The 23,688-nt window shown below is 70.0% G+C and carries 18 protein-coding genes; 16 read left to right on the forward strand and 2 right to left on the reverse strand.

Annotated elements, in window-relative coordinates; all coding sequences use genetic code 11:
• Positions 1-9 precede the first annotated feature (9 nt).
• The gene (locus GTZ93_RS27750; protein ID WP_161663107.1) at positions 10-1,881 is read left to right on the forward strand and encodes an ATPase; all 1,872 of its coding nucleotides are present in this window, start codon (positions 10-12) and stop codon (positions 1,879-1,881) included.
• On the opposite strand, the gene GTZ93_RS27755 is transcribed toward GTZ93_RS27750, so the two are convergent.
• Together GTZ93_RS27755 and GTZ93_RS27760 are read right to left on the reverse strand one after the other, a co-directional pair.
• On the reverse strand, positions 1,821-2,669 hold the full coding sequence (locus GTZ93_RS27755) for a WbqC family protein (protein ID WP_139922060.1): 849 nt from the start codon (positions 2,667-2,669) through the stop codon (positions 1,821-1,823). The genes GTZ93_RS27750 and GTZ93_RS27755 overlap by 61 nt on opposite strands.
• Positions 2,670-2,689: 20 nt before the next feature.
• Positions 2,690-3,499, reverse strand: a complete 810-nt coding sequence (locus GTZ93_RS27760) for a phytanoyl-CoA dioxygenase family protein (RefSeq protein ID WP_257979445.1) — start codon at positions 3,497-3,499, stop codon at positions 2,690-2,692.
• Positions 3,500-3,614: 115 nt separating this feature from the next.
• Here GTZ93_RS27760 and GTZ93_RS27765 point away from each other — a divergent pair, with 115 nt between their 5' ends.
• The 15 genes from GTZ93_RS27765 to GTZ93_RS27835 all read left to right on the forward strand — a co-directional run bounded on the left by GTZ93_RS27765 (position 3,615) and on the right by GTZ93_RS27835 (position 23,683).
• Positions 3,615-4,544, forward strand: coding sequence for an alpha/beta fold hydrolase (locus GTZ93_RS27765; protein WP_139922063.1), 930 nt, complete (start codon positions 3,615-3,617; stop codon positions 4,542-4,544).
• Between the two features lie 193 nt (positions 4,545-4,737).
• Positions 4,738-6,564: a lamin tail domain-containing protein gene (locus GTZ93_RS27770; RefSeq protein WP_139922065.1), complete on the forward strand. Its 1,827-nt coding sequence runs from the start codon at positions 4,738-4,740 to the stop codon at positions 6,562-6,564.
• Between the two features lie 86 nt (positions 6,565-6,650).
• Positions 6,651-7,436 (forward strand): exodeoxyribonuclease III, encoded by a 786-nt coding sequence (locus GTZ93_RS27775; RefSeq protein ID WP_139922067.1) that lies wholly within the window; start codon positions 6,651-6,653, stop codon positions 7,434-7,436.
• A 28-nt stretch (positions 7,437-7,464) separates the two neighbouring features.
• The gene (locus GTZ93_RS27780) at positions 7,465-8,244 is read left to right on the forward strand and encodes a lysophospholipid acyltransferase family protein (protein WP_139922069.1); all 780 of its coding nucleotides are present in this window, start codon (positions 7,465-7,467) and stop codon (positions 8,242-8,244) included.
• A 150-nt stretch (positions 8,245-8,394) separates the two neighbouring features.
• Positions 8,395-9,966 carry an ATPase domain-containing protein gene (locus tag GTZ93_RS27785; RefSeq protein WP_139922071.1) on the forward strand — a complete coding sequence of 524 codons (1,572 nt, stop codon included), beginning with the start codon at positions 8,395-8,397 and terminating at the stop codon, positions 9,964-9,966.
• A 2-nt stretch (positions 9,967-9,968) separates the two neighbouring features.
• Positions 9,969-10,337 (forward strand): response regulator, encoded by a 369-nt coding sequence (locus GTZ93_RS27790; RefSeq protein WP_120579753.1) that lies wholly within the window; start codon positions 9,969-9,971, stop codon positions 10,335-10,337.
• 396 nt (positions 10,338-10,733) lie between these two features.
• The gene (locus GTZ93_RS27795; protein WP_161663108.1) at positions 10,734-11,513 is read left to right on the forward strand and encodes a hypothetical protein; all 780 of its coding nucleotides are present in this window, start codon (positions 10,734-10,736) and stop codon (positions 11,511-11,513) included.
• 47 nt (positions 11,514-11,560) lie between these two features.
• On the forward strand, positions 11,561-12,787 hold the full coding sequence (locus GTZ93_RS27800; protein ID WP_139924181.1) for an ROK family transcriptional regulator: 1,227 nt from the start codon (positions 11,561-11,563) through the stop codon (positions 12,785-12,787).
• Positions 12,784-13,647 carry a glycoside hydrolase family 16 protein gene (locus tag GTZ93_RS27805; RefSeq protein ID WP_161663109.1) on the forward strand — a complete coding sequence of 288 codons (864 nt, stop codon included), beginning with the start codon at positions 12,784-12,786 and terminating at the stop codon, positions 13,645-13,647. Before GTZ93_RS27800 ends, GTZ93_RS27805 begins: the two co-directional genes overlap by 4 nt.
• Positions 13,644-15,287: an ABC transporter substrate-binding protein gene (locus GTZ93_RS27810; RefSeq protein WP_139918227.1), complete on the forward strand. Its 1,644-nt coding sequence runs from the start codon at positions 13,644-13,646 to the stop codon at positions 15,285-15,287. Before GTZ93_RS27805 ends, GTZ93_RS27810 begins: the two co-directional genes overlap by 4 nt.
• Before the next feature lie 2 nt (positions 15,288-15,289).
• Positions 15,290-16,273 (forward strand): ABC transporter permease, encoded by a 984-nt coding sequence (locus GTZ93_RS27815; protein ID WP_120577654.1) that lies wholly within the window; start codon positions 15,290-15,292, stop codon positions 16,271-16,273.
• Complete coding sequence (locus GTZ93_RS27820) at positions 16,266-18,032, forward strand: dipeptide/oligopeptide/nickel ABC transporter permease/ATP-binding protein (RefSeq protein ID WP_139918229.1); 1,767 nt, start codon at positions 16,266-16,268, stop codon at positions 18,030-18,032. Before GTZ93_RS27815 ends, GTZ93_RS27820 begins: the two co-directional genes overlap by 8 nt.
• Positions 18,029-19,024 carry an ABC transporter ATP-binding protein gene (locus GTZ93_RS27825; RefSeq protein WP_139918231.1) on the forward strand — a complete coding sequence of 332 codons (996 nt, stop codon included), beginning with the start codon at positions 18,029-18,031 and terminating at the stop codon, positions 19,022-19,024. Before GTZ93_RS27820 ends, GTZ93_RS27825 begins: the two co-directional genes overlap by 4 nt.
• On the forward strand, positions 19,005-20,375 hold the full coding sequence (locus GTZ93_RS27830) for a GH1 family beta-glucosidase (RefSeq protein WP_139918233.1): 1,371 nt from the start codon (positions 19,005-19,007) through the stop codon (positions 20,373-20,375). The genes GTZ93_RS27825 and GTZ93_RS27830 overlap by 20 nt, the downstream gene beginning before the upstream one ends.
• Positions 20,372-23,683, forward strand: coding sequence for a glycoside hydrolase 5 family protein (locus GTZ93_RS27835; RefSeq protein WP_139918235.1), 3,312 nt, complete (start codon positions 20,372-20,374; stop codon positions 23,681-23,683). The genes GTZ93_RS27830 and GTZ93_RS27835 overlap by 4 nt, the downstream gene beginning before the upstream one ends.
• Positions 23,684-23,688: the final 5 nt, after the last annotated feature.

Genomic DNA, 23,688 nt, shown 5'->3' on the forward strand with positions numbered 1-23,688 from the left:
GGAGCTGTGATGGCTGACTTCACCCGCAGGCCCCCACCTGGCCCAGGTCCGTCTTCGCTCGGCGCCGAGCAGGACGAGAATCGCAACATCACCCCGCTGGAGACGCCCGCCGCGCAGGCGAACCCCGTCCTGTCCGCGCCGCCCCGTCCGCGCGCGCCCGCACCCGCACCCGCCGGTGCGGCCCTGGGCGCGGAGCCGCGTCCGGAGCCCACCCGCTCCCGGCCCGCGGTGTCCGCGCCGCTGCCGTCCGTCATCTTCGACCCGATGCCGCGCCCTCGCGTGCCTCCCGCGCAGTCCGCGGGCGTGGCTCCACCGGGCGCGCCGCCGCCGTTCGGCGAGGAGATGCTCGACGTACAGACCGAGCGGCGCACCGCGCCCCCTGGCCCGCCTCCACCCGCACAGGAGCCCGAACGTCGCGCGGCTCCCGGCATGGAGCGTCGCGGTCCCCCGGAGGCGGACCGCCGTGGCGCGCCCCCGGCGGGCCCTGACCGTCGCGGTGCCGCCTCGGCGCCGCAGCAGGGCTACGCAGGCCCGGAGCGGCGCGGCGTCCGGCGCGCCGATGGCTCGGACGCCCAGGCGACGAACCGCTTCTGGCCCGCGCAGCCCAAGACGCTTCAGGAGTCCGGCCTCAACGCGACCTTCGTGGAGGAGCTGGTCCTCAAGGCCATCTTCTTCGCGGGCGAGATGCGCGGCATGGACGTGGCCACGCGCCTGCAACTGCCCAGCGCGCTGGTGGACGAGGTCATCGAAGGCCTGCGCCGGCAGAAGTACATCGACATCCGTGGCGGTGGCGGATCCGGCGTGGGCCGCTCCACGATGATCTACCAGCTCACGACCTTCGTGACGGACGTGCTGCGGCAGATATTGGACCGCAACCGCTACAACGGTCCGGCGCCCGTGCCGTTCAACGAATGGGTCGCCGCCGTGAAGCAGCAGACCGTGCGCGGCAATCGCATCACCCGCCATCGCATGCAGGACAAGTTCGGCGACCTGATCATCCGCGACTACATCTTCGACGGCATCGGTCCGGCGATGAACTCCGGGCGCGCCATCTTCTTCTATGGCCCCCCGGGCAACGGCAAGACGGCCATCTGCCAGGGCATGGTCAACTGCTACGAGGGAGACATCTTCGTTCCGCACGCGCTGCTCGTCGACGACTTCGTCGTGAAGATGTTCGACGCGAACATCCACCGCGCGGTGGAGGACGAACCCGGCATGCCGTCTTATGACCGCCGCTGGGTGCGCTGCCGCCGCCCGCTCGTGGTGGTGGGCGGTGAGCTCACGCTGGAGATGCTCGACCTCGTCTACACGCCGGAGGTGAAGTACTACGAGGCCCCGTTCCAGATGAAGGCGTCCAACGGGATGCTCCTCATCGACGACTTCGGCCGGCAGAAGGTGTCCCCCAAGGACCTGCTCAACCGGTGGATCGTCCCGCTGGAGAGCGACGTGGACATCCTCACGCTCCACACCGGCAAGAAGCTCCAGGTGCCCTTCGACGTGTTCGCCGCGTTCTCCACGAACCTGGATCCCAGCGCCCTGGTGGATGACGCCTTCCTGCGCCGCGTCCGCTACAAGCTGGAGGTGCAGCGCCCGGACGAGGAGCAGTTCCACGAGATCTTCCAGGTGATGTGCAGGAAGCGCGGCGTGCCCTACGACGCGCGCGCCGTGGACTACCTCATCGACGAGCACTACCGCCCGCACCACCGGCCCTTCGCCGCGTGCCAGCCTCGCGACCTGTTGGATCAGGTCATCGACATGGCGAACTACCAGGGCCAGACGCCGCGCCTGGATCCCGCGCTGCTGGACGCCGCCGTGCGCAGCTACTTCGTGCGCTTCGACAAGCCGGCGGACTCCTCGCCCACCGCCGCGTCCGCCCGCTGAAGTGGCTGGGGGCCGTCCCCCGCGAACGGCCCCCACGGTGACGGCTGGAGCCACGTGCGCACCGTCTCCACGGGCACGTTGGCCAGCACGTCCACGATGGACAGCCCCGTCACGAAGCGCCCCTCGCGCCCCTGCGCGTAGTCCGGGTGGCGGAAGCGTTGCCACAAGAGGCGCACGTCCACCGCGCGGAAGCGCTCCGGCTTCAGGTACACCGTGGAGCCCGTCCCCGAGTAGTACGTGTGCGCGCCCGTCTGGAGGGAGTACTCCACCAGCCGCTGCGTCTTGTCCTCGCCCCGGCGCTCCAGCGTGGAGGAGAGCACCAGGTTCGGCTCCAGGCCCAGCGGTGCATGGAACAGCGCCATGCTGGACAGGAGCACGCGCAAGAGCGACCCCGGCCCGGACTCGCGCGCGGCGGCGTCGTAGAAGGGCTCCAGCAGCGGCAGCACCTGCGCGCGGAAGTGCGGCCGGCCTCCGTAGAGCGTCACCATTGCCTGGAGGTGCTTGCGCGCCCAGGGCTGGCTCTGATCCACCGTCAGGTCGCGGATGCGCGTGTCGCGGTGCGGATCCTCCAGCGGGATGGACAGCCACTGGAAGCCCGGCTCGGACGGGGGCGGCGTGGGCACGCCGTGGGGCAGGGCGACGCGCGTGCGGCGCTGCCAACCGCGCCGGAGCCACTGCACGTCGTCCAGCACCACCAGCGTTCCGGCGCGGGCCACCTGCTCGTAGAAGTCCACCCACGGCAGGTAGTGGGGCTGCTCGGCGACGAGGACTCCAGGGTGTCCGGACACGCCCGGGATGATAGGGCCTTTCAGCCGCCGCGCACCGGGTGACGGAACATCGGAGGGAACACGCGCGGGGCCTTCTTCTTGCGCACGCAGGTGGTGTCCGCGCTCATGTAGCAGGCGGAGAACGCGCGCCGCCGCTGTCCGGGCCGGCCGCGACCGGAGCGGTGCCAGATGTGGTTGTGCACGAGCAGCGCCTCTCCAGCCCGCACCGGCAGGGGCACCACGTGTCCTTCCGCGTCCGCCGCCTCCACGCGGTCCGGAGGAATCACGCCGCCCAGTGACGTCACCAGGCCCGCGCGGTGGCTGCCCGGAATCACCTCCAGACAACCGCCGCCCTCCGGCGCGTCGTCCAGCGCGGTCCAGATTTGAAGGTCCGGCTCGCGCGTGAGGCCCCACAGCTTTCCGCCGTCCTGGTGGAAGGGCAGGTTGCTGCCGCCCGCGGGGCCCTTGTGGAAGAGGATGGCGCGGTACAGGACGATGTCGCCGGGGATGCGCGCGCGGGCGATCCGTTCGAACAGCGGGTTCTCCATCCACGCGAGGAAGCGCGGATCCTTCTCCAGCTTCTCCAGCTTGCGGTAGTCCAGGGACGGCCCCTGCCAGCCCAGCCCCAGGGGGGCGTCCTCGTAGCGGCCGGTGGTGGCGTCCGGCTGGAAGAACATGCCCGGGTACACCACGCGGCCGAGCATCAGGTCGTCCGCCCGCTCGCGCAGGGCCTCCACGCCCGCGTCGTCCAGCACCCGGCCCAGGCGCGCGAAGCCGTGCGCCTCGTAGTGGGCGAGCACGGCCGCCACGTCCAACCCTTCCGCCTCCACGCTGATCATCGCGCGCACCATTGCCTGGAGGCCCCGGCGCGTCCAGCCTTGGCCTGCGCGGACAGGGGAGGGCGCACTCGTGGGATGGGCTGTCGGCCCTTGCACCCGCGCCTGCCCGGCCGCATGGTGGGCAGGGATGCCCTACCGTCGCGCCACGCACCTCGTCTCCGCCCCGGATGGCACCCGGGTTGCGGTCCACACCCACAGCTCGGGCACGCCGGAGGAGGGCCGCGACGCCGCGCTCGCGGACCGCTCCACGGTGTTGCTGACCAACGGCATTGGCACGTCGGAGAACTTCTGGCGCCACATCGTCGCCGACCTGGAGCAGGACCACCGCGTGGTGCACTGGGACTACCGCGGCCATGGCATGAGCGAGGAGTCGCGCGACAACGACTACCGCGTCCAGGTGCACGTGGACGACCTGGAGCGCGTCACCGAGGCGGCCATGGCGCGCGGCGACGGCAAGCCCCCGCACCACATCGCCTTCTCCATGGGCGTGCGCATCCTGCTGGAGCTCTACCGCCGCCGGCCGGATCTGGTGCCGTCCATGACGCTCATCGCGGGGACGCCGGGCGTGCCGGGCTCGGCGGATCCGCGCTGGGGATCCCGCTTCGCGTTGTCCGCCGCGAAGGGGGTGCTGGCCGCGGGGACGCCCTGGGTGCCGGTGGTGGCGCCCGCGGTGAAGGCCTTCCTCGCCACCCCGCTGGCGGATCCGCTCGCGCGGGCCGTGGGCGCGCTGCGGCCCCGGGCTCCGCGCGAGGACATCGCCGAGTTCCTGGACGCGCTCTACCACATGAGCGCGCAGGCCTATTGGCGCACGCTGCGAGGCCTCACGGAGGGCCACGCCTGGGACGTCCTCCCCTCCATCCGGGTGCCCGTGCTGATCATCGCCGCGAGCGATGACGTCCTCGTCCCCCTGTCGGAAGTGCAGCGGCTGCACCGCGCGCTGCCCCAGGCCCACTGGCTCCAGGTGGATGACGCCGGCCACGCGGGCCTCCTGGAGGCCGGGACGGAGATCGCCCAGTCCGTTCGGGGCTTCCTGGATGCGCATGGATTGGCGGATTGAGCCTCCCCGCAAACCCCCGGGACTCCTGGCTGAAGCCGGGCCGGTCCAGATGACCCATCCGCACTGCCAGGTCTTGAGAAACCCGTGACCCGGAGGGTTCGATGGCCGTGAGCGAGAAGTCACGGGGAGGGGTTTGCGTCGGCCTGTAATTTTGTGGTTTGTGAGGAGGCTCAGTACTCAACACGGAGTCTCCATGTCCTGGTCTTCCCGGCATCTGCTGGTCCCTTTGTCAGCGGTGCTGTTGGTGTTGTCGGCGTGCGGTGGTGATGACGACAAGAACCCTGTCTGCGGCAACGGCATCATCGAGAGTGGCGAGGCGTGCGACGACGGCAACCGCGTCGAAGGCGACCGCTGCAACAACAGCTGTCAGGTGACCACGCCCACGAACGACGCGGGCACCAACACGGACGCGGGCACTGACGCTGGCACCGAGACGGACGCCGGCACGGAGACGGACGCGGGCACCGAGACGGACGCCGGCACGACCACCGACGCGGGTACGGAGACGGACGCGGGCACGACCACCGACGCGGGCACCGAGACGGACGCCGGCACGACCACCGACGCGGGCACCGAGACGGACGCCGGCACGACCACTGACGCCGGCACGACCACCGACGCGGGCACCGAGACGGACGGCGGCTCTGGCCCGGTCGACGCGGGCACGGACGCTGGCACGGAGACGGACGCGGGCACGATCGACGCGGGCACGGACGCCGGCACGGAGACGGACGCGGGCACGGATGCCGGCACGGAGACGGACGGCGGCGCCACCGACGGTGGCCCGGCTCCGGACGCGGGCACGGGTTCGGACGCGGGCACGGGTTCGGACGCGGGCACCACGGCGACGCTCAACGCGCTGGAGCCGGCCGCGGTCTTCGCGCGCTCGGGCACCACGGGTGAGACGATTCCGGAGCCGCTCGCGGTGTCGCTGAGCGCCAATGCCACCGCGGACGTCGTGATCCAGGTCACCTCGTCCAGCCCCTCGGTCGTCATCGCGAACAACGGCCAGGTGACGGTGCCCGCGGGCTCGCGCTCCGCGGCGATCATCGTGACGGCGAACGACGCGGCGGGCTCCGCCAAGGCGACGCTGACGGCCACGCTGGGCGGTGACTCGCGCACCGCCACCGTGCGCGTGCTCGGTGCGACGGAAGCGGCCTCGCTGGCGTTCCTGTCGCCGGAGACGGTGTCCCTGGCCGCCGGTCAGACGGCCAACGTCACCGTGACGCTCGACATCCCGGCCGCGTCGGCCACGTCCGTGGCGCTGTCCACGACGGGCAACGTGGGCTCCGTGCCGGCCACCGTGACGGTGCCGGCCAACGAGCTCTCCGCCAAGTTCGTCTTCACCGCCGGCGCGGCCGGTTCGACGGGCACCATCGTGGCCACGCTCAACGGCCAGTCCGTGTCCGCCCAGGCGCAGGTCACCGCCGCCCCGACGACCGATCACGTCGTCATCAGTGAGCTGGCGTACTCGGGTCCCGCGGGCGCGGATGACGAGTTCGTCGAGCTCTACAACCCGACGAACGCGGAGGTGAATATCGGTGGCTGGAAGCTGCAGTACATGAAGGCCACCGGAGGCACGGCCTACAGCGGCAACTACGTGATCCCCGCCAACTCGAAGATCGCGGCCCACGGCTTCTTCCTGCTGACGAACTCCAAGTACGCTGGCTCCGTGGCAAGTGACGCGAGCTGGGGCACGACCTTCTCCATGGCGGCCGCTGGCGGCCACATCCGCATCGGGCCCTCGACGCTCGGCACGGGCGCTTCTGAGAAGGCCGTGGACAAGGTGGGCTACGGGACCGCGGACCAGCCGGAGGGCGCCTCCGTCAACGGTGCTCCTGCCACCGCAGGCAGCTACGAGCGCAAGGCCAACGCGGGCTCGTCCGCCGCCACCATGGAAGGCAGCGGGGCGGATGCGACGAAGGGCAACAGCCGGGACACGGACGTGAACAACGCGGACTTCATCATCCGCACGCAGCGCGGCCCGCAGAACAAGGCGAGCGGCACGGAAACGCCTTGACGCACTGAGCAGTGAACGGCCCCCACCGTCCGTCCAGGAGCGGTGGGGGCTGGCAATACCCGCGCGCTTTCGCCATAAGCGGGGGCGTGCGAGTCGTCTCCTGGAACGTCAACGGTCTGCGCTCCATCCACCGCAAGGGTTTCCTCCCGTGGCTGTCCAAGGCCCGGGCGGACATCGTGGGGCTGCAGGAGGTGCGCGCCCGCGTGGAGCAGCTCCCCGCGGAGGTGCGCGCCCCCCGTCGTTGGAAGACCCACTTCGTGGCCGCGGAGCGCCCCGGCTACAGCGGCGTGGGCCTCTTCAGCCGCCACGAACCGGACGACCTCACCACCACCCTGGACTCGCCGGAGATGGACGCGGAGGGCCGCCTCCAGTTCGCCCGCTACGGCAAGCTCACCGTGGTCAACGGCTACTTCCCCAACGGCAACGGGAAGGACCGGGACCTCTCCCGCATCCCCTTCAAGCTGGACTTCTACCGCCGCCTCTTCGCGCGCCTGGAGAAGCCCCTGCGCGACAAAGAGCGCGTGCTGGTGATGGGGGACTTCAACACCGCCCACCGCGACATCGACCTGGCACGCCCGCGCGAGAACCGCGAGACGAGCGGCTTCCGTCCGGAGGAGCGCGAGGAGTTCGACCGGTGGATCCGCGCGGGCTGGGTGGACACCTTCCGCCAGTTCAACGCGGAGGGCGGTCACTACTCCTGGTGGAGCCAGCGCGCCGGCGTGCGCGAGAAGAACATCGGCTGGCGCATCGACTACGTGCTCGCCACCCCCGCGGCGCTCGCCTTCGTGAAGAAGGCCTCCGTGCACCCGGACGTCCACGGATCGGATCACTGCCCGGTGAGCGTGGACCTGGACCCCGCGGTCCTCACCTGAACCCCCTCATGCCCAAGGGACACCTCTCATGAACGCACTGCTCTCCATCTGGACCTGGGTCGAAGTGGGCCTCGTCGCCCTGGTGGGCTTCTTCGTCCAGCTCTCCCTGTTCATCCTCACGTTCCTGTTCGACAAGCGCCGCTACGTGGCGGGCCGCTGCTTCCGCCTGGTGGGGGTCACCGCCGCGAAGCTCACGCCCTTCTGGCGCTTCGGCGTGCATGGGAACGTGCCGGACCGCGTGGCGCCCAACACCGTGGTGGTGAGCAACCACGAATCCAACGCGGACTGCTTCCTCATTTCCTTCCTGCCGTGGGAGATGAAGTGGCTGGGCAAGCGGAGCCTCTTCAAGGTGCCCGTGGTGGGCTGGATGATGAGCCTCGCCGGGGACGTCTCGGTGGAGCGCGGCGACCGCGACTCGGCCACCGGCGCCATGGCGCGCTGCAAGGAGTGGATGCTCAAGGGGATGCCGGTGATGATCTTCCCGGAGGGCACGCGCTCCAAGACGGATGAGCTGCTGCCCTTCAAGGACGGCGCCTTCCGGCTCGCCATCGAGATGCAGGCGGACGTGCTGCCCCTGGCGGTGAGCGGCACGCGGCTGGCGCTGCCCAAGCACTCGTGGCGTTTCGCCACGTCGCGCGGACTGGTGACGGTGGGCACGCCCATCTCCACCAAGGGCATGACGATGGACGACGTGGAGTCACTCAAGAACCAGGCGCGCGCCCAGATTGAAGCCCTGCGCGCGTCGCTCAAGCCGCTGACAGGGGGCGCGGCTCCCGTCCCGGCGACGGACGCCAACGCCGCCCGCTGAGCGGGCAGCGAGTCGGGGCATGCGTGATTGTCCAGGAACGCACGCTGCCCAGATTGTTGAGCCTTCAATCAGGGTCTGGACTATGGAGTCCACCCTGGGCCGTTCCTCTCGGTCCGGCTCGGCGCCTGGCGCCCAGGAAGGAAGCGCGTGATGACGCCGGGCGGTCCACGTGAAGAGCAGCGGATGGCCACGGGCATCCCCGGACTGGACACCGTGCTGTGCGGCGGCCTGCGCAAGGGCCGCATGTACATGGTCCTGGGCCTGCCGGGCGCGGGCAAGACCATCCTCGCCAACCAGATCTGCTTCCATCAGGCGGCCCAGGGCCACCGGGTCCTCTACCTCACGCTCCTGGCCGAGTCGCACACGGAGCTGGTGAGCAACCTCCAGACGCTGTCGTTCTTCGACCCGGCCTGCGTGCCGGGGAAGATCAGCTACCTGAGCGCCTTCACGATTTTGGAGCAGGGCGGGCTGGACGCGCTCGCGGAGCTGGTGCGCAAGGAGATCAAGTCGCACAAGGCCTCGCTGCTCGTGCTGGACGGACTGCTGGCGGCGGAGGAACTGGCGCCGTCGCGGCAGGCGCTCAAGAAGTTCATCCACGGCCTCCAGGTCGTGACGGGCCTCATCGGCTGCACCACGGTGGTGCTCACCACCGGGGGCGACAAGGGCCTGCGCGCGGAGCACACGATGGTGGATGGCCTGCTGCTGCTCCAGCAGAAGAACTTCGGAGTGCGCACCCTGCGCGAGCTGCGCGTGAGCAAGTTCCGGGGCAGCGCGTACAAGCTGGGGCAGCACGGCTTCGAGATCACCGGTGACGGCCTCACCGTCTATCCCCGCCTGGAGTCCATGGTGGACGGCAACCTGGTGCCCGGCGCGGGGAAGCGAGATCGCGACGCCTTCGGTGTGGCCGGCCTGGACTCGATGCTCAAGGGGGGCGTGCCCTCGGGCTCCACCACCATCCTCCTGGGGCCTCCGGGCAGCGGCAAGACGCTGCTGGGCCTGTGCTTCCTGGCGGAAGGCGCCCGCCAGGGGGAGCGCAGCCACTACTTCGCCTTCTACGACGCGCCGGAGCGGATGCTCGCGCAGGCGGCGGGCGTGGGCCTGCACCTGCAGCCCCTGATGGAGCGCGGGGACCTGGAGGTGAGCTTCCGGCCGCCCACGGAGAACATCCTCGACAAGCTGGGCACGGAGCTGCTGACCATCGTGCGCAGCGGCCGGGTGCGCCGCATCTTCCTGGATGGCTACGAGGCGCTCCGCCGCGCCTCCACCCGCAATACGCGGGTGGCGCGCTTCCTGGCGGCGCTCGTCAATGAGTGCCGGGTGCGCGAGGTGACGCTCATCTACACCGCCGAGACCACCTCCGCCTTTGGCCCGGAGGTGAAGTTCCCGCTCAAGGGCATCTCCATGGTGGCGGAGAACATCCTGTTCCTGCGCATGGTGGAGCTGCACTCCGGGCTGCGCCGCTTCATCGCGGTGCTGAAGGTGCGCAACAGCGCCTTCGATCCCGCCGTGCGCGAGCTGGAGATCACGAACAAGGGGCTCAAGGTCGGCCAGCCCTTCGCGGAAGGGCAGATGTTGATGACGGGGCTCGCGCGCACGCGGACTCCGGAGCCGACCCCCTTGCCGAAGCCGCGCCGCAAACCGCGCGCGGGCAACAGGTCTACCGCCAAAGCGGGGACACCGTCGAAGCCGCGCCGGAACGTCTCCAAGCGCCGAGGCACGTGACCATGGGGCCCGTCCTCATTGTCGACGACGAGTTCGGCATCGTGGAGGCCGTCCGGGACCTCCTGTCCGACGAAGGCTACCGCACGGCCACGGCGCTCAACGGCCGCGAGGCCCTGGAGCGGATGCGCCAGGAGCGCCCGTCGATGATCCTGCTCGACTACATGATGCCGGTGCTCAACGGGCCCGGGGTGCTGGAGTCCATGCAGAAGGACCCGGCCCTGCGCGACGTCCCGGTGGTGATGATGAGCGCCAGCCCGCCGGACTTCTGGCAGCACCTGCCATGCGCGGGCTTCCTGCCCAAGCCCTTCGACATCGAGCAACTGCTTGGCATGGTCCGGCGCATGATCGGTCCGCCGCCAGTGACGCACTGACGTTCCTGAGGCATCGCGGGAAGTGACGCGTGGCTCGCCCCTGACCGGGGCAGGGCCGTGTCTGCCCGCGCTCCCACCCAAACCAACACATCCCTGAATCCACGGCGCACCGCATCAACCGGTTTACGCCGCGCAACGCGTTCTCGGCTGCTTGCAAATGGGTAAAGGGGGCTGGTATTTCTTCGTCAATCGAACGAACTCGCATGTTCGCGGTGGGCGGGGACGCAGGGCGGCTCCAGGTAGCAGGAGCCCCGGCGGCGGGAGACGGCGGTTTCTCCTCTGGCGGGTGGTTGTATGGGTGACGCGACGCGGCATGCGAGCGACGGATTCCAGCAGGTTTTGATTTCTTCGCCGTAAGAACGAAGTCATCCCAGCAAGACAACCCGGAGGGGATTCATGCTTCGCAACAAGCGTTTCGCGTGGACGTTGACGGCTGTCGGAGTTTTCGCGCTCGCGGGGCTCGTGGGGGCCTGTGATCCCGAGGACGACCCCACGCCTGGCACCCAGAACGACGCCGGTACCAAGACTGACGCGGGCACCAACACGGACGCCGGGACGAACACCGACGCGGGCACCAACACCGACGCGGGCACGGAGACGGACGCCGGGACGAACACTGACGCCGGCACCACCACCGACGCGGGCACGGAGACGGACGCGGGTGTGGACGCGGGCACCCAGACGACGCTGCCCCTGGCGGTGGACGGCACCTGGGCGGCCAGCGGCTACATGGGAGCGGGCGGGCAGGGGGGGCTGGTGGACGAGCCCATCTGCCACACGCCCCGTCCGGGCGCGGGCCTGGGCAACTGCCACAAGTTCACCGCCACCCAGAAGGGGGACGCCTGGGCTGGTGTCTTCTGGCAGTTCCCGGAAGGCGCCTGGGCGGACGACCCGCGCGTCGGCTTCCTGGTGCCGGACGGCGCGAAGTCCGTGACCTTCTACGCCTGGGGTGAGTCCGGCGGAGAGGTCGTCGACTTCTTCGTGGGCTATGGAGACACCACCAAGGATGGCTTCACCAAGAAGATCAACGTCACGCTGACCAACGAGCCCAAGCAGTACACCCTCGACATCAGCAAGGTTCGCTACGCCGAGGTCGGCGCGGGCTTCGGCTGGTCGGCGGGCGGGCTGGACGTCAAGCCGCTCGTGCTCTTCATTGACGACATCCAGTGGAAGTGACCTCCCCTTGAGCGCCCCGTGCGCCAACCCAGGAACGTGAGCGGACGATGAGAGCGGGAACGGCGGTGTTGACGGTCGATGCGGCGGGCATGCGGGCGCAGAACAGCGGCCTGCTGCTCAACATGATCTGGCGCGAGCGTCAGATCTCCCGGGCGGAGATCGCCCGGCGCACGGAGCTCAGCCCGTCGACCGTCTCCGCCATCGTCGCGGACCTGGAGCAGGCGGGCCTGGTGCGCAGCATTGGCGCCGGGGTCTCCCGCGGGGGCCGCCGTCCCACCCTCATCGGCTTCTGCGACGAAGCGTTCAGCCTGGTGGGCGTCGAACTGGGCGCCTCCCACGTCACCGTCGTCCTCACGGACCTCCGCGGCCGCGTGCGCACGCAGAGCAAGGCGAGCCACGCGGTGCGCGGCGATCCGGAAGGGTCGCTGCAGAAGGCGAAGGAGCTGGTCCAGGAGTGCCTGGAGGCCGAGCGCGTCCCGCGCCGCTCCGTCGTCGGCATGGGGGTGGCCGTGCCCAGCCCCGTGCACCCGGCGGCCCCGGGCAAGATGTCCCCCCTCATCCTCCCCGCGTGGAAGCACGTGGACGTGAAGGAGTGGTTCGAGACCACCTTCGACATGCCGGTGTTCGTGGACAACGACGCGAACCTCGGCGCGCTGTCGGAGTGCTTCTGGGGCGCGGGCTCCGGCGGCGAGGATCTCACGTACATCAAGCTGGCCACCGGTATCGGCGCCGGTCACATCATCCACGGCGACGTGTACCGGGGCGCCGGCGGAATGGCCGGTGAAATCGGCCACATCCCGGTCGACTCCAACGGCCCGCTCTGCGTGTGCGGCCTGAGGGGCTGCCTCGTCACCCTCATCGGCTCCACGGCGCTCACCGAGCGCGCACGCGAGCTCATGGGCACCCGCGGCCGCAAGGGCCCCACCGTGCGCGACCTGGTGGAGGGCGCCCGCACGGGTGACGCCGCCGCGAAGCAGATCATCGACGGCATGGGCGCCTACCTGGGCATCGCCGTGGGCGGCCTGCTCAACCTGTTGAACCCCGCCATCGTCGTGCTGGGAGGGGAGATCTCCTCCGTGGGCGAGATGCTGCTCGACCCCTTGCGCGCGTCCGTGCGGCAGCGCGCCCTGTCTGTCTCCATGGCGGAGACGCGCATCGTCACGTCGGTGCTGGGAGAGCGGGCCATCGCCGTGGGCGCGGCCACCCTGGTGCTCCAGGAGGCGCTGCGCGACCGCTCCCTCTTTCCCACGCAGCACGTCGGGAGAAGTGCATGACTTCGCGCCGTCTTGTCCTCGCCCTGGCCCTCTCGGGCCTGGGAATGGCTTCGTGTGATCCGGCAGCAGGTCTGGATAACAAGCAAAACGAGCAACCCAAGCCCGTCACGGAGCAGCCGGGCACGGGGTGGGAAGTCGTCTGGCAGGACGAGTTCGAGGGTCCGGCGGGCTCGCTGCCCTCGAAGGAGCGCTGGGTCCCGGACGTGGGCGGGGACGGGTGGGGCAATGGCCAGTACGAATACAACACGTCGCGGGCGGAGAACGCGTCGCTGGACGGCGAGGGCCACCTGGCCATCACCGCGCGCCGTGAGCGCTACGGCAACAACGACTACACGTCCGCGCGCCTGACGACGAAGAACCGCTACAGCAAGGCCTACGGCCGCATCGAGGCGCGCATCAAGCTGCCCACGGGCCGGGGCATCTGGCCGGCGTTCTGGCTGCTGGGCGCGGACGTGGACTCCGTCGGTTGGCCGGCCTGCGGCGAGATCGACATCATGGAGCACAAGGGGCAGATCCCCTCGGTCGTCAGCAGCGCGGTGCACGGGCCGGGCTACTCCGGTGGCTCGAACATCGGCCGCCAGCACGCCGTCTCCGGACCGCCGCTCGCCGAGGACTTCCACATCTACGCGGTGGAGTGGGAGCCGGAGCTCTTGCGCTTCATCGTGGACGACACCGTCTTCTTCGAGGTGACGCCGAAGAGCCTGCCGTCCGGCCGGAAGTGGGTCTACGACCATCCGCACTTCATCATCCTGAACATCGCGGTGGGCGGCTCGTTCGTGGGCCCGCCGGACTCCAAGACGGTGTTCCCGCAGACGATGAAGGTGGACTACGTGCGCGTCTACGAAAGGGCCGCGCAGTGAGGTTCGCCCGCGCGCTCCTGCCGTTGGCGCTGCTGGTGGCGTGCTCGTCCGAGCCGCGCCCCCGGCCGCCGGGCGTGCTCTTCGTCTCCGTGGAGCAGCAGAGCGCGTGGGTGCGCAACTTCAACCCGCTGTTCGCGGGCGCCGGTGCGCGCTGGCCCACCCGGGCGGGCGTGTACGAGTGCATGGAGATCTTCAGCTCCGCGCAGGGCAAGTGGGTGCCGTGGCTCGCCACCGGCCACGCGTGGTCGGAGGACCAGCTCACGCTGCGCTTCAACGTGCGCGACGGCGTCCTCTGGTCCGACGGCAAGCCCTTCACCGCGGACGACGTCGTCTACACCTTCGGCCTGCTCAAGCAGCACCCGGCGCTGGACGCGGGCGGCGTGTGGCGCTTCCTCACGGACGTGAAGACGGAAGGGAAGGGCACCGTCGCCTTCACCTTCTCACGCGTATACCTGCCGGGCTTCAGCGACCTGGCGCATCAGATCATCGTGCCCCAGCACGTGTGGAAGGACGTCGCGGACCCGGTGACGTTCACCAACCCGGAGCCGGTGGCCACCGGGCCGTTCACCCAGGTGACGCTGTTCCGCAACCAGGTCTACGAACTGGGCAGGAACCCGCACTACTGGCAGCCCGGCAAGCCCGCGGTGTCCGCGCTGCGCTTCCTCGCGTTCCCCACCAACGACCAGGCCAACATGGCGCTCGTGGAGGGGGAGGTGGACTGGGCGGGCAACTTCGTGCCGGCCGTGGACCGCACCTTCGTGTCGAGAGACCCCGCGCACCACGCGCGCTGGTTCCCGCTCTACGGCAGCACCGTCTTCCTCTATCCCAACACCACGCGCCCGCCGCTGGATGACGTGCGCGTGCGCAAGGCGCTGAGCATGGCGCTGGACCGCGACCGGTTGGTGGAGGTGGCCATGTATGGCTACACCCGCCCCGCGGACGCCACCGCCCTCAACGACGCGTACACCGGCTGGAAGGACGCGGAGGTCGCCAAGGACACGTGGACGCACTACGACCTGGCCGCGGCGAACAAGCTCCTGGACGAGGCGGGCCTCACGCGCGGCACGGACGGCATGCGGCGCCTGAAGGACGGGCAGCCCTTCGCGTTGGATCTGGAGGTCGTGAGCGGGTGGTCGGACTGGGTGCGGGCGGGGCAGGTGGTGGGCCGCGACCTGCGCAAGCTGGGCATCGGCGTGACGCTCAAGACGTACGAGTTCGGCACCTGGTTCACGCGCCTGCAGAAGGGCGAGTTCCAGCTGGCCATCTCCTGGTCGCTGGACGGCCCCACTCCGTACAACTTCTACAAGTGGCTGTTGTCACCGCGCACGGTGCGGCCGGTGGGCGAGGTGGCCGCGGCCAACTGGCACCGCATGGGCGACGCGCAGGCGGATGAGTTGCTCGTGCGCTTCGAGCGCGCCGGCACGCCGGAGGAGCAGCACGCGCTGATGTCCCAGGTGCAGCAGCGCTTCTCCGCCACCGCGCCCGCCATCCCGCTGTTCCCCAACCCGTCCTGGGGCGAGTCCAACTCCTCGCGCTTCACGGGCTTCCCCACCGAGCAGAACCCCTACGCGCGGCTCGCGCCGCACGCGGAGCCCGACAGCCTGCTGGTGCTGACGCAGCTGTCCCCGAGGGAGCGCTGACCATGGGCCGCTACATCCTCCGGCGAATGGGCTTCTACCTCATCGCCGCGTGGGCCTCGCTCACGCTCAACTTCGTGATTCCGCGCCTGGCTCCCGGCGACCCGGCCGCGGCCATGTTCGCGCGCTTCGAGGGCAAGGTGGCGCCGGAGGCCATGGGCGCGCTGAAGGCCGCCTTCGGTTTCACGGACGCGCCGCTCTACGCCCAGTACTTCACCTACCTGAAGCACCTGGTGCAGGGCGACCTGGGCATGTCGTACGCGTACTTTCCCGCGCGGGTGACGGAGGTCATCGGCACGGGCCTGATGTGGACGGTGGCCCTGGCTGGCGTGGCCGTCATCATCAGCTTCGTGCTGGGGTCCTTCCTGGGCGTGCTCGCCGCGTGGAACCGCGGCGGGTGGCTGGACTCAGGGCTGGCTCCGGCGCTCGCGTTCCTGGGGGCCTTCCCGTACTTCTGGCTGGCCATGCTGGCGCTGTACCTCTTCGGCTTCGTGCTGGGGTGGTTCCCGCTGCGCCACGCGTACGGGCACGACATGGAGCCGGGGCTGTCGTTCGCGTTCGCCGCGGACGTGGCCCGCCACGCGGTGCTGCCCGCGTCCTCCATCGTGGTGGCCACGCTGGGCGGCTGGATGCTGGGCATGCGCAACACGATGGTGGCCACGCTGGGCACGGACTCCATCCGCCTGGCGCACGCGCGCGGCCTTCCGCCCCGGCAGGTGATGCTGCGCTACGCCGCGCGCAACGCGCTGCTGCCCAACGTCACCAGCTTCGGCATGGCGGTGGGCTTCGTGCTGTCCGGTTCGCTGCTGACGGAGATCGTCTTCTCCTATCCGGGCACGGGCTACCTGCTCATCCTCGCCGTGCGCAACCAGGACTACCCGCTGATGCAGGGGCTCTTCCTGGTCATCACGCTGGCGGTGCTCGCGGCGAACTTCGCCGTGGACCTCATCTGCCTCTGGTTGGATCCGAGGACCCGCGCCCATGCGTGACTTCCTGCGAAGGCTCTCCCGCCACCGGAAGGCGGCGGTGGGCGGCGGCCTGCTCCTGTTCTTCCTGCTGCTCGCGGTCGTGGGGCCCTTCTTCGTGATGGACCCCTCGGACCTCGTGGGCCGGCCGCACCAGCCGCCCAATGCGGCGCACTGGTTCGGCACCACCGGCCAGGGACAGGACGTGCTCGCGCAGACCGTGGTGGGCGCGCGCCAGACGCTGGCGGTGGGCTTCGCGGTGGGCGCGCTCGTGACGCTGGTGGGCGCGCTGGTGGGCATCACCGCCGGCTACCTGGGCCGCCGCGTGGACGACGTGCTGTCGCTCACCACCAACGTGTTCCTCGTCATTCCCGGCATGCCGCTGGCCATCGTGCTGGGCGCATACCTGCCGTCCGGCCCGCTGCGCATGGTGGCGGTGCTGACCGTGGCGGGCTGGGCCTGGAACGCTCGCGTGTTCCGCGCGGAGTCGCTGGCCCTGCGCGGGCGCGACTTCGTGTCCGCGGCGGTGGTGACGGGGGAGAGCCACTCGCGCATCGTGTCGCGGGAGCTGTTGCCCAACATGGCGTCGCTGGTGGGCTCATCGTTCATCGGGAACACGCTCTATGCCGTGGGCGCGCAGGTGGGCCTGGAGTTCCTGGGCCTGGGCGACGTGAGCGTGGTGACGTGGGGCACCAACCTCTACTGGGCCGGCAACGACGCGGCGCTGCTCACGCGCTCCTGGTGGATCTTCGTCCCCACGGGCATGTGCATCGCGCTGGTGGGCTTCGCGCTCACGCTGCTGAGCTCCGCCATCGACGAGCTGACCAACCCCTCGCTGCGCGTGCACAAGCCGGCGGCGCTGCCCGCGAGCACAGCCCCGCGCGCGCACCTGGAGAAGCCGGTGCCGGGCGTGCTCCTGCGCGTGCAGGACGTGTGCATCGACTACGCGACGGAGAAGGGCGCCTCCCGCGTGGTGGACTCGGTGTCGTTCGACGTGGCGCCCGGCGAGGTGTTCGGCCTGGCGGGTGAGTCCGGCAGCGGCAAGTCCACCATCGGCTCCGCGCTGCTGGGCCTCCTGCCTTCCTCCGCGCGCGTCGCGCAGGGGCGCATCCTCTTCAACGGCATGGACGTCACCGCGCTGGAGGGCCCGGCCCTGCGCGCGTTCCGCTGGCGCCAGGTGTCCATGGTGTTCCAGAGCGCCATGAGCGCGCTCAACCCGGTGCTCACGCTGGGCGAGCAGTTCCACGACACGCTCGCGGCGCACGGCCGCGTGTCGCGCGCCACGTCCTACGCCCGCGCTCGGGAGCTGCTGGGCATGGTGGGCCTGTCTCCGGACCTGGTGACGGCGTGGCCGCACCAGCTCTCCGGCGGCATGCGGCAGCGCGTGGGCATCGCGCTGGCGCTGGCGCTGGAGCCCCGGCTGGTCATCATGGACGAGCCCACCACGGCGCTGGACGTCGTGGTGCAGAAGGAGCTGCTCCAGCGCATGGTGGAGCTCAAGCAGCGGCTGGGCTTCGCCATGCTCTTCATCACGCATGACCTGCCGCTGCTGCTCGCGCTGTCGGACCGCGTGGGCGTGCTCCAGGGCGGCAAGCTGGTGGAGGTGGACACGTCCGCCAACCTGCGCGCCGGGGCCCGCCACCCGTACACGCAGCTGCTGCTGTCCTCGTTCCCGCACCTGTCCGCGAAGGACGCCGCGCCGCCGCCGGTTCAGAAGGCGCCGGAGCTGTCCGTGTCCCGGCCGTCCACGCGCGTCGCCGCCATCCCCGGAGGTCACCGATGAGCGCGCCTCTCCTGGAGGCGGAAGGGCTCACCCGCAGCTTCCTGGCGGGCGGCTTCTTCTCCCGCGAGCGCAAGCCCATCCTCAAGGGCGTGTCCTTCTCCCTCCAGCCGGGGGAGATCGTCGCGCTGGTGGGCGAGTCCGGCAGCGGCAAGTCCACGCTGGCGCGGCTGCTGGCCCGGCTGGACATTCCGGACGCGGGGCAGCTGCGGCTCGCCGGGCGCGACGTGCTGGCGGACGGCAGCGCGCAGGCGTCGCTCGACTACCGCGGCCGGGTGCAGATGGTGTTCCAGGATCCGTTCGCATCCCTCAACCCCGTGCACACGGTGGCCTATCACCTGGAGCGGCCGCTCGTGCGCCATGGCCGGGTGCCGAAGTCCGGCCTGCGCACGCGGGTGCTGTCGCTGCTGGAGTCCGTGGGCCTGACGCCCGCGGAGGCCTTCGCGAAGCGCTACCCGCATGAGTTGTCCGGCGGCCAGCGTCAGCGCGTGGCGGTGGCTCGCGCCCTGGCGGTGGAGCCGCAGGTCATCATCGCGGATGAGCCCACGTCCATGCTGGACGTGTCCACGCGCAAGGGAGTGCTGCAGCTGCTTCGCGGCCTCACGCAGGAGCGCGGCATCGGCATCCTGTTCATCACCCACGACTTGGCGAGCGCGCGCCACCTGGCCGACCGCATCCTCGTGCTCTACGCGGGCACCGTGGTGGAGGCGGGCAGGGCGGACGAAGTGCTGCGCCAGCCGCGCCACCCGTACACGAAGCTGCTGCTGTCCGCGGTGCCGGATGGGGACGACTTCCTCCAGGCCGCGCTGCCGGTGCGCCCCGCCACGGGGTCGCCGCCGCTCGTGGGCTGTCCCTTCGCTCCTCGTTGCCCGGTGTCCGAGCCTCGCTGCTCCACCCTCACGCCTCCCGACGTCCTGCCGGCCGCGAATCACCTCGTCCGCTGCCACCTTGAAGTTCCGAAAGGAGTTACCGCCGATGCGTCAGTTTCCTCCTGACTTCCTCTGGGGAGTGGCCACCTCCGCGTATCAGATTGAGGGCGCCACCCGAGTGGACGGCCGGGGCGAGTCCATCTGGGACCGCTTCTCCGCCACCCCGGGGAAGATCCAAGACAAGTCCGACGGCTCGGTGGCCTGTGAGCACTACCGCCGCTGGCCGGAGGACATCGAACTGATGCGCTGGATGGGGCTGAAGTCCTACCGCTTCTCCATCGCGTGGCCGCGCATCCTCCCGGAGGGCCGGGGCCGGGTGAACGCGGCGGGCGTGGACTTCTACTCGCGCTTGGTGGACTCGCTGCTGGGCGCGGGCATCGAGCCCTTCGTCACGCTCTACCACTGGGACTTGCCGCAGGTGCTGGAGGACCAGGGCGGCTGGCCCGCGCGCGCCACCGGTGACGCCTTCGTGGAGTACGCGGACGTCATCAGCCGCGCCCTGGGCGACCGCGTGAATCGCTGGATCACCCACAACGAGCCCTGGTGCATCAGCTACCTGGGCTACGGCAACGGCGAGCACGCACCGGGCCACAAGGACTGGTCCAAGATGCTGGCCGCGGCGCACACGCTGATGGTGTCGCACGGCAACGCGGTGAAGGTGCTGCGCGCCAATGTGAAGAACGCGGAGGTGGGCATCACCCTCAACCTCACGCCGGGCGAGCCCGCGTCGCCCAGCCCGGAGGACGCGGACGCCACGCGCGACTTCGACGGCGGCTTCAACCGCTGGTTCCTGGAGCCGCTCTACGGCCGGGGTTACCCGCAGGACGTGATTGAAGACCACGTGAAGGCGGGCCGCATCGCGTCCCCGAACCTGGACTTCATCCAGCCCGGCGACCTGGAGACCATCGCCGCGCCCACCGACTTCCTGGGCGTGAACTTCTATTCGCGCGCCGTCCTGCGCAGCAACCGCATCCCGGAAGAGCAGAACGCGCCGCGCACCGTGTTCGTGCGCCCGGACAAGACGGACATGGACTGGGAGGTGTGCCCGGCCTCCCTCACGCGCCTGCTGGTGCACCTGGAGAAGGAATACAAGCCGGGCCCCATCTACATCACGGAGAACGGCTGCGCGTACTCCACCACCCCCAGCGCGGACGGCCGCGTGCACGACGTGCAGCGCGTGGAGTACCTGCGCGGGCACCTGGCGGCGTGCAGTGACGCCATCGCGCAGGGCGTGAAGCTGGCGGGTTACTTCGCGTGGTCGCTGCTGGACAACTTCGAGTGGGCCTACGGGTACACCAAGCGCTTCGGCCTGGTGTGGGTGGACTACGCCACCCAGCAGCGCATCCCGAAGGACAGCGCCCATCTCTATCGCGACGTCGTGGCCCAGAACGGCCTGGACGTGGAGCAGGCCGCTTGAAAAGGCTCTTCCTGACGACGTGTCTGGCGTTGTGCGGTGGCACCCAGGCCTGGGCCCAGGTGTCCGGTGCGGGCTCGCCCCTCCAGTCTCCGCCCACCGCGCAGCCGCCCTCCGCCGGTCCCGTGGATGCCGCCGCGCCCGTGCCGGGACAGGCGACGCCCGAGCCGCAGGCGCCCGCGGACGCTCCCATCGCTTCGCCGGCGGCTCCGGCCCCGCAGGCCGTCGTGTCTTCGGACGCGAAGCGCACGACGGTGACGCGTGTCATCCACGACGAGCGCGGCTTCAAGCTTCAGGTGGACGGGAAGGACTTCCCCGTCCACGGCGTGAACTGGGGCTACACGCCCATCGGTGAGAACTACCGGTACTCGCTCTGGACGCAGCCGGAGGACTTCATCAAGCAGGTGCTGGCGAAAGAGATGGGGATGCTCCGCGACGCGGGGTTCAACGCCATCCGCCAGTTCGACGACATCCCGCCTGTCTGGGTCGAGTACATCTACCGGAACTACGGCATCCACACGCTGCTCAACCCGCTGATGGGACGCTATGGCCACCCGGTGAACGGGGTCATGGTCGTCAACATCGACTACTCGAACCCGGACCACCGCAAGGCCATCCTCGGCGCGTTGGCGGAGAAGGTGGAGCTCTACCGCGACGTGCCCGGCGTGCTGATGTGGCTGCTGGGCAACGAGAACAACTACGGCCTGCACTGGACGTCGTTCGAGATCGAAGCCCTGCCGGGCCACGAGGACGCCGCCCGCGCGGAGTCGCTCTATTCGCTCTACGGCGAGGCGGCCCGCACGGTGAAGAAGCGGGACACGAACCACCCTGTGTCCATCGCCAACGGCGACCTCCAGTACATCGACCTCATCGCCAAGCACTGCCAGGACCTGGACGTGCTGGGCACGAACGTCTACCGCGGCCCCACCGCGCGCGACCTGTTCGCGGAGGTGAAGGCCAAGCTCGACAAGCCGGTGTTCTTCAGCGAGTTCGGCGCGGACGCCTATGACGCTCGCGCGGGCCGCGAGGACCACGTGGCGCAGGCGGAGTACCTGCGCACGCAGTGGGAGCAGATCTACCTGGAGGGCTACGGCCAGGGCCTGTCCGGCACCGCCATTGGCGGCTTCGTGTTCCAGTGGGTGGACGGCTGGTGGAAGCACGGCCAGGAGTCCAACCTGTCCATCCACGACACCACCGCGACGTGGCCCAACGGCGGCTACGCGGCGGACTTCGTTCCCGGCCAGAACAACATGAACGAGGAGTGGTTCGGCATCGCGGCCCTGGGCCCGCCGGACTCCAACGGCATCAGCGGCATCCAGCCGCGCACCGCCTACTACGTCCTCCAGGCCGTGTTCCGCCTGGACCCGTACGCAACGACGACCAACCCGGACTCCATCCGCGACTACTTCGCGGGCATCCGTCCGTCCGCGCTCACCAGCGGCTACACCTCGTCGGTGGCGCTGGCTCGCACGGAGGAGCTCGGCGCGGTGCGGGTGTCGAACCTGCGGCTGCTGCTCGACAGCTCACTGTCGCGCGGAAGCATCGCGACGGTGCGGCCCAACCAGAGCTCGGCGGACCACACCGAATCCATCTTCTTCGACCTGGCGTTGCAGCCGGCCAGCGGCGTCTACGGCCGCGCGTCGTTCAACGTCGTGGGCAACGTGGCGCAGAACCGGCTCAACAACCTGTTCTACGAGAACCGTGGCACGCCCTCCACGCCGACCTCGGGTGACATCCCGGTGGGCCCTGGCGCCCCGGCGCGTGAGCAGTCCGCGTTGGAGCGCTTCGCCCTGTACCAGGCGGAGTTCAAGTTCGACCGCTCGGACTTCGCGCTGGAAGGCTACTACCGCACCGGCCACTACCACTGGGGCGAGGAGGGTGACTTCTTCAACCTCTACCGCGAGGCGAACTACGGGCCGAACCTGGACATCTACCACGGCAACGCGCCCTTCGGCGTGGTGTTCAGCGGCAAGAAGGCCATGGATGGACTGAAGGTCGTCGTCGGGCCGGAGCTGTACTGGGGCGCCAACCCCTCCGTGGTGGCGAAGTACCGCAACAACGTGGGCCCGGTGAACGTGACGCTGGTGCACCAGGAAGACCTGGCGCAGGGCTCGTCGTCGTCCACGGCCTCCGTGGTGCGCGAGCGCATCGCGCGCAGGACGGCGCTCAACTTCCAGTACGCCACCGGCAAGCTGGTGCTGGACGTGGGCGGTCTGCTCTCCGCGCCCCAGCGCATTGGCGAGACGTTCACCTATACGCTCGCCGCTCCGGAAGGCGGCCCCAGCTACCTCAACAGCGGCTACGACGTGCTCCAGGACAAGGTGCAGTTCCTGGACACGCTGGGCGCCAAGGCGCGGCTCACCTACGACATGGGGCCGGTGCGCTGGCTGGTGCAGTCCTCCTTCCGCGGCCTCGTCGCGGACAGCGGGCCGGAGCAGGGCAACATCATCACCGGCTGGAGCCTGCGCGAGAGCGGCCGCGGCAACCACTACGCGGGTCAGCTGGGCGCGGCGTTGCAGTTCGGCTCCATCCAGGTGTCGCCCAACGTCCTGTACCAGAAGCCCCTCATCGGGCCGAACCCCACCATCTCGGACGCGTACGACCCTGGCACCGGCATGTACTACGCGGGCGTGCGTCCGCGCAGCGTGCTGGTGGACTCGTTCAGCGTGCTGGACAACCGCGAGACGCTGGGCGGCGAGCTGCTCATCACCTTCGACCCGACGCCGGGCACCTGGTTCTGGTCGTGGGACCGCGACATGCGCGAGGACGCGCCGTTCGCCGCGGGCCTGGACATCGTCTACCGGCACCAGCCCACGTCGCGCGACGCGGGCATCGCCATCCTCGCGGACGGCAGCACCATCGCCTTCGGCAGCGCGCCAGTGGCCCGCGATGAGTGGGAGACGTCCCTGCGCCTGGTGGGAAACCCCACCCAGCGCCTGCGCCTGTACGGCACTGCGTACGTGGGCAGCCAGCAGTCTTCTGGCGAGGACAACCGGCAGATCCACCGCTTCGGCCTGGACGGCTCCGCGCTCTTCGACACGCTGCTGCTCGCGGCCCAGCTGCGCTTCAACGACTGGGGTCCGTACGACTACCACCGCGTCTTCAACCTCACCTACCCGGTGCAGTTGGGCGGGGACCTGTCCTACGGCTTGAAGAAGCCGGTGCTGGGCGCGGTGTCCACGCGCTTCGGCCTGCGGGGGCTGGTGCGCATGCTGGATGAGTACTCGGAGGGCCTCAACGATCGGGGCATCACCGAGGGCCTGAAGGGTCGCGAGTACGAGGTGGGCGCGTATGCCATCCTTTCTCTCTGAGGGAA

The organism is Corallococcus exiguus, assembly GCF_009909105.1.
Taxonomy (GTDB): domain Bacteria; phylum Myxococcota; class Myxococcia; order Myxococcales; family Myxococcaceae; genus Corallococcus; species Corallococcus exiguus.

Excerpts from the sequence above, each read along its gene's own strand:
- GTZ93_RS27750 (WP_161663107.1), top strand. The coding sequence starts at position 10 with ATGGCTGACTTCACCCGCAGGCCCCCACCTGGCCCAGGTCCGTCTTCG.
- GTZ93_RS27760 (WP_257979445.1), bottom strand. The coding sequence starts at position 3,499 with ATGGTGCGCGCGATGATCAGCGTGGAGGCGGAAGGGTTGGACGTGGCG.
- GTZ93_RS27765 (WP_139922063.1), top strand. The coding sequence starts at position 3,615 with ATGCCCTACCGTCGCGCCACGCACCTCGTCTCCGCCCCGGATGGCACC.
- GTZ93_RS27770 (WP_139922065.1), top strand. The coding sequence starts at position 4,738 with ATGTCCTGGTCTTCCCGGCATCTGCTGGTCCCTTTGTCAGCGGTGCTG.
- GTZ93_RS27780 (WP_139922069.1), top strand. The coding sequence starts at position 7,465 with ATGAACGCACTGCTCTCCATCTGGACCTGGGTCGAAGTGGGCCTCGTC.
- GTZ93_RS27785 (WP_139922071.1), top strand. The coding sequence starts at position 8,395 with ATGACGCCGGGCGGTCCACGTGAAGAGCAGCGGATGGCCACGGGCATC.
- GTZ93_RS27790 (WP_120579753.1), top strand. The coding sequence starts at position 9,969 with ATGGGGCCCGTCCTCATTGTCGACGACGAGTTCGGCATCGTGGAGGCC.
- GTZ93_RS27795 (WP_161663108.1), top strand. The coding sequence starts at position 10,734 with ATGCTTCGCAACAAGCGTTTCGCGTGGACGTTGACGGCTGTCGGAGTT.
- GTZ93_RS27800 (WP_139924181.1), top strand. The coding sequence starts at position 11,561 with ATGAGAGCGGGAACGGCGGTGTTGACGGTCGATGCGGCGGGCATGCGG.
- GTZ93_RS27805 (WP_161663109.1), top strand. The coding sequence starts at position 12,784 with ATGACTTCGCGCCGTCTTGTCCTCGCCCTGGCCCTCTCGGGCCTGGGA.
- GTZ93_RS27815 (WP_120577654.1), top strand. The coding sequence starts at position 15,290 with ATGGGCCGCTACATCCTCCGGCGAATGGGCTTCTACCTCATCGCCGCG.
- GTZ93_RS27820 (WP_139918229.1), top strand. The coding sequence starts at position 16,266 with ATGCGTGACTTCCTGCGAAGGCTCTCCCGCCACCGGAAGGCGGCGGTG.
- GTZ93_RS27825 (WP_139918231.1), top strand. The coding sequence starts at position 18,029 with ATGAGCGCGCCTCTCCTGGAGGCGGAAGGGCTCACCCGCAGCTTCCTG.
- GTZ93_RS27830 (WP_139918233.1), top strand. The coding sequence starts at position 19,005 with ATGCGTCAGTTTCCTCCTGACTTCCTCTGGGGAGTGGCCACCTCCGCG.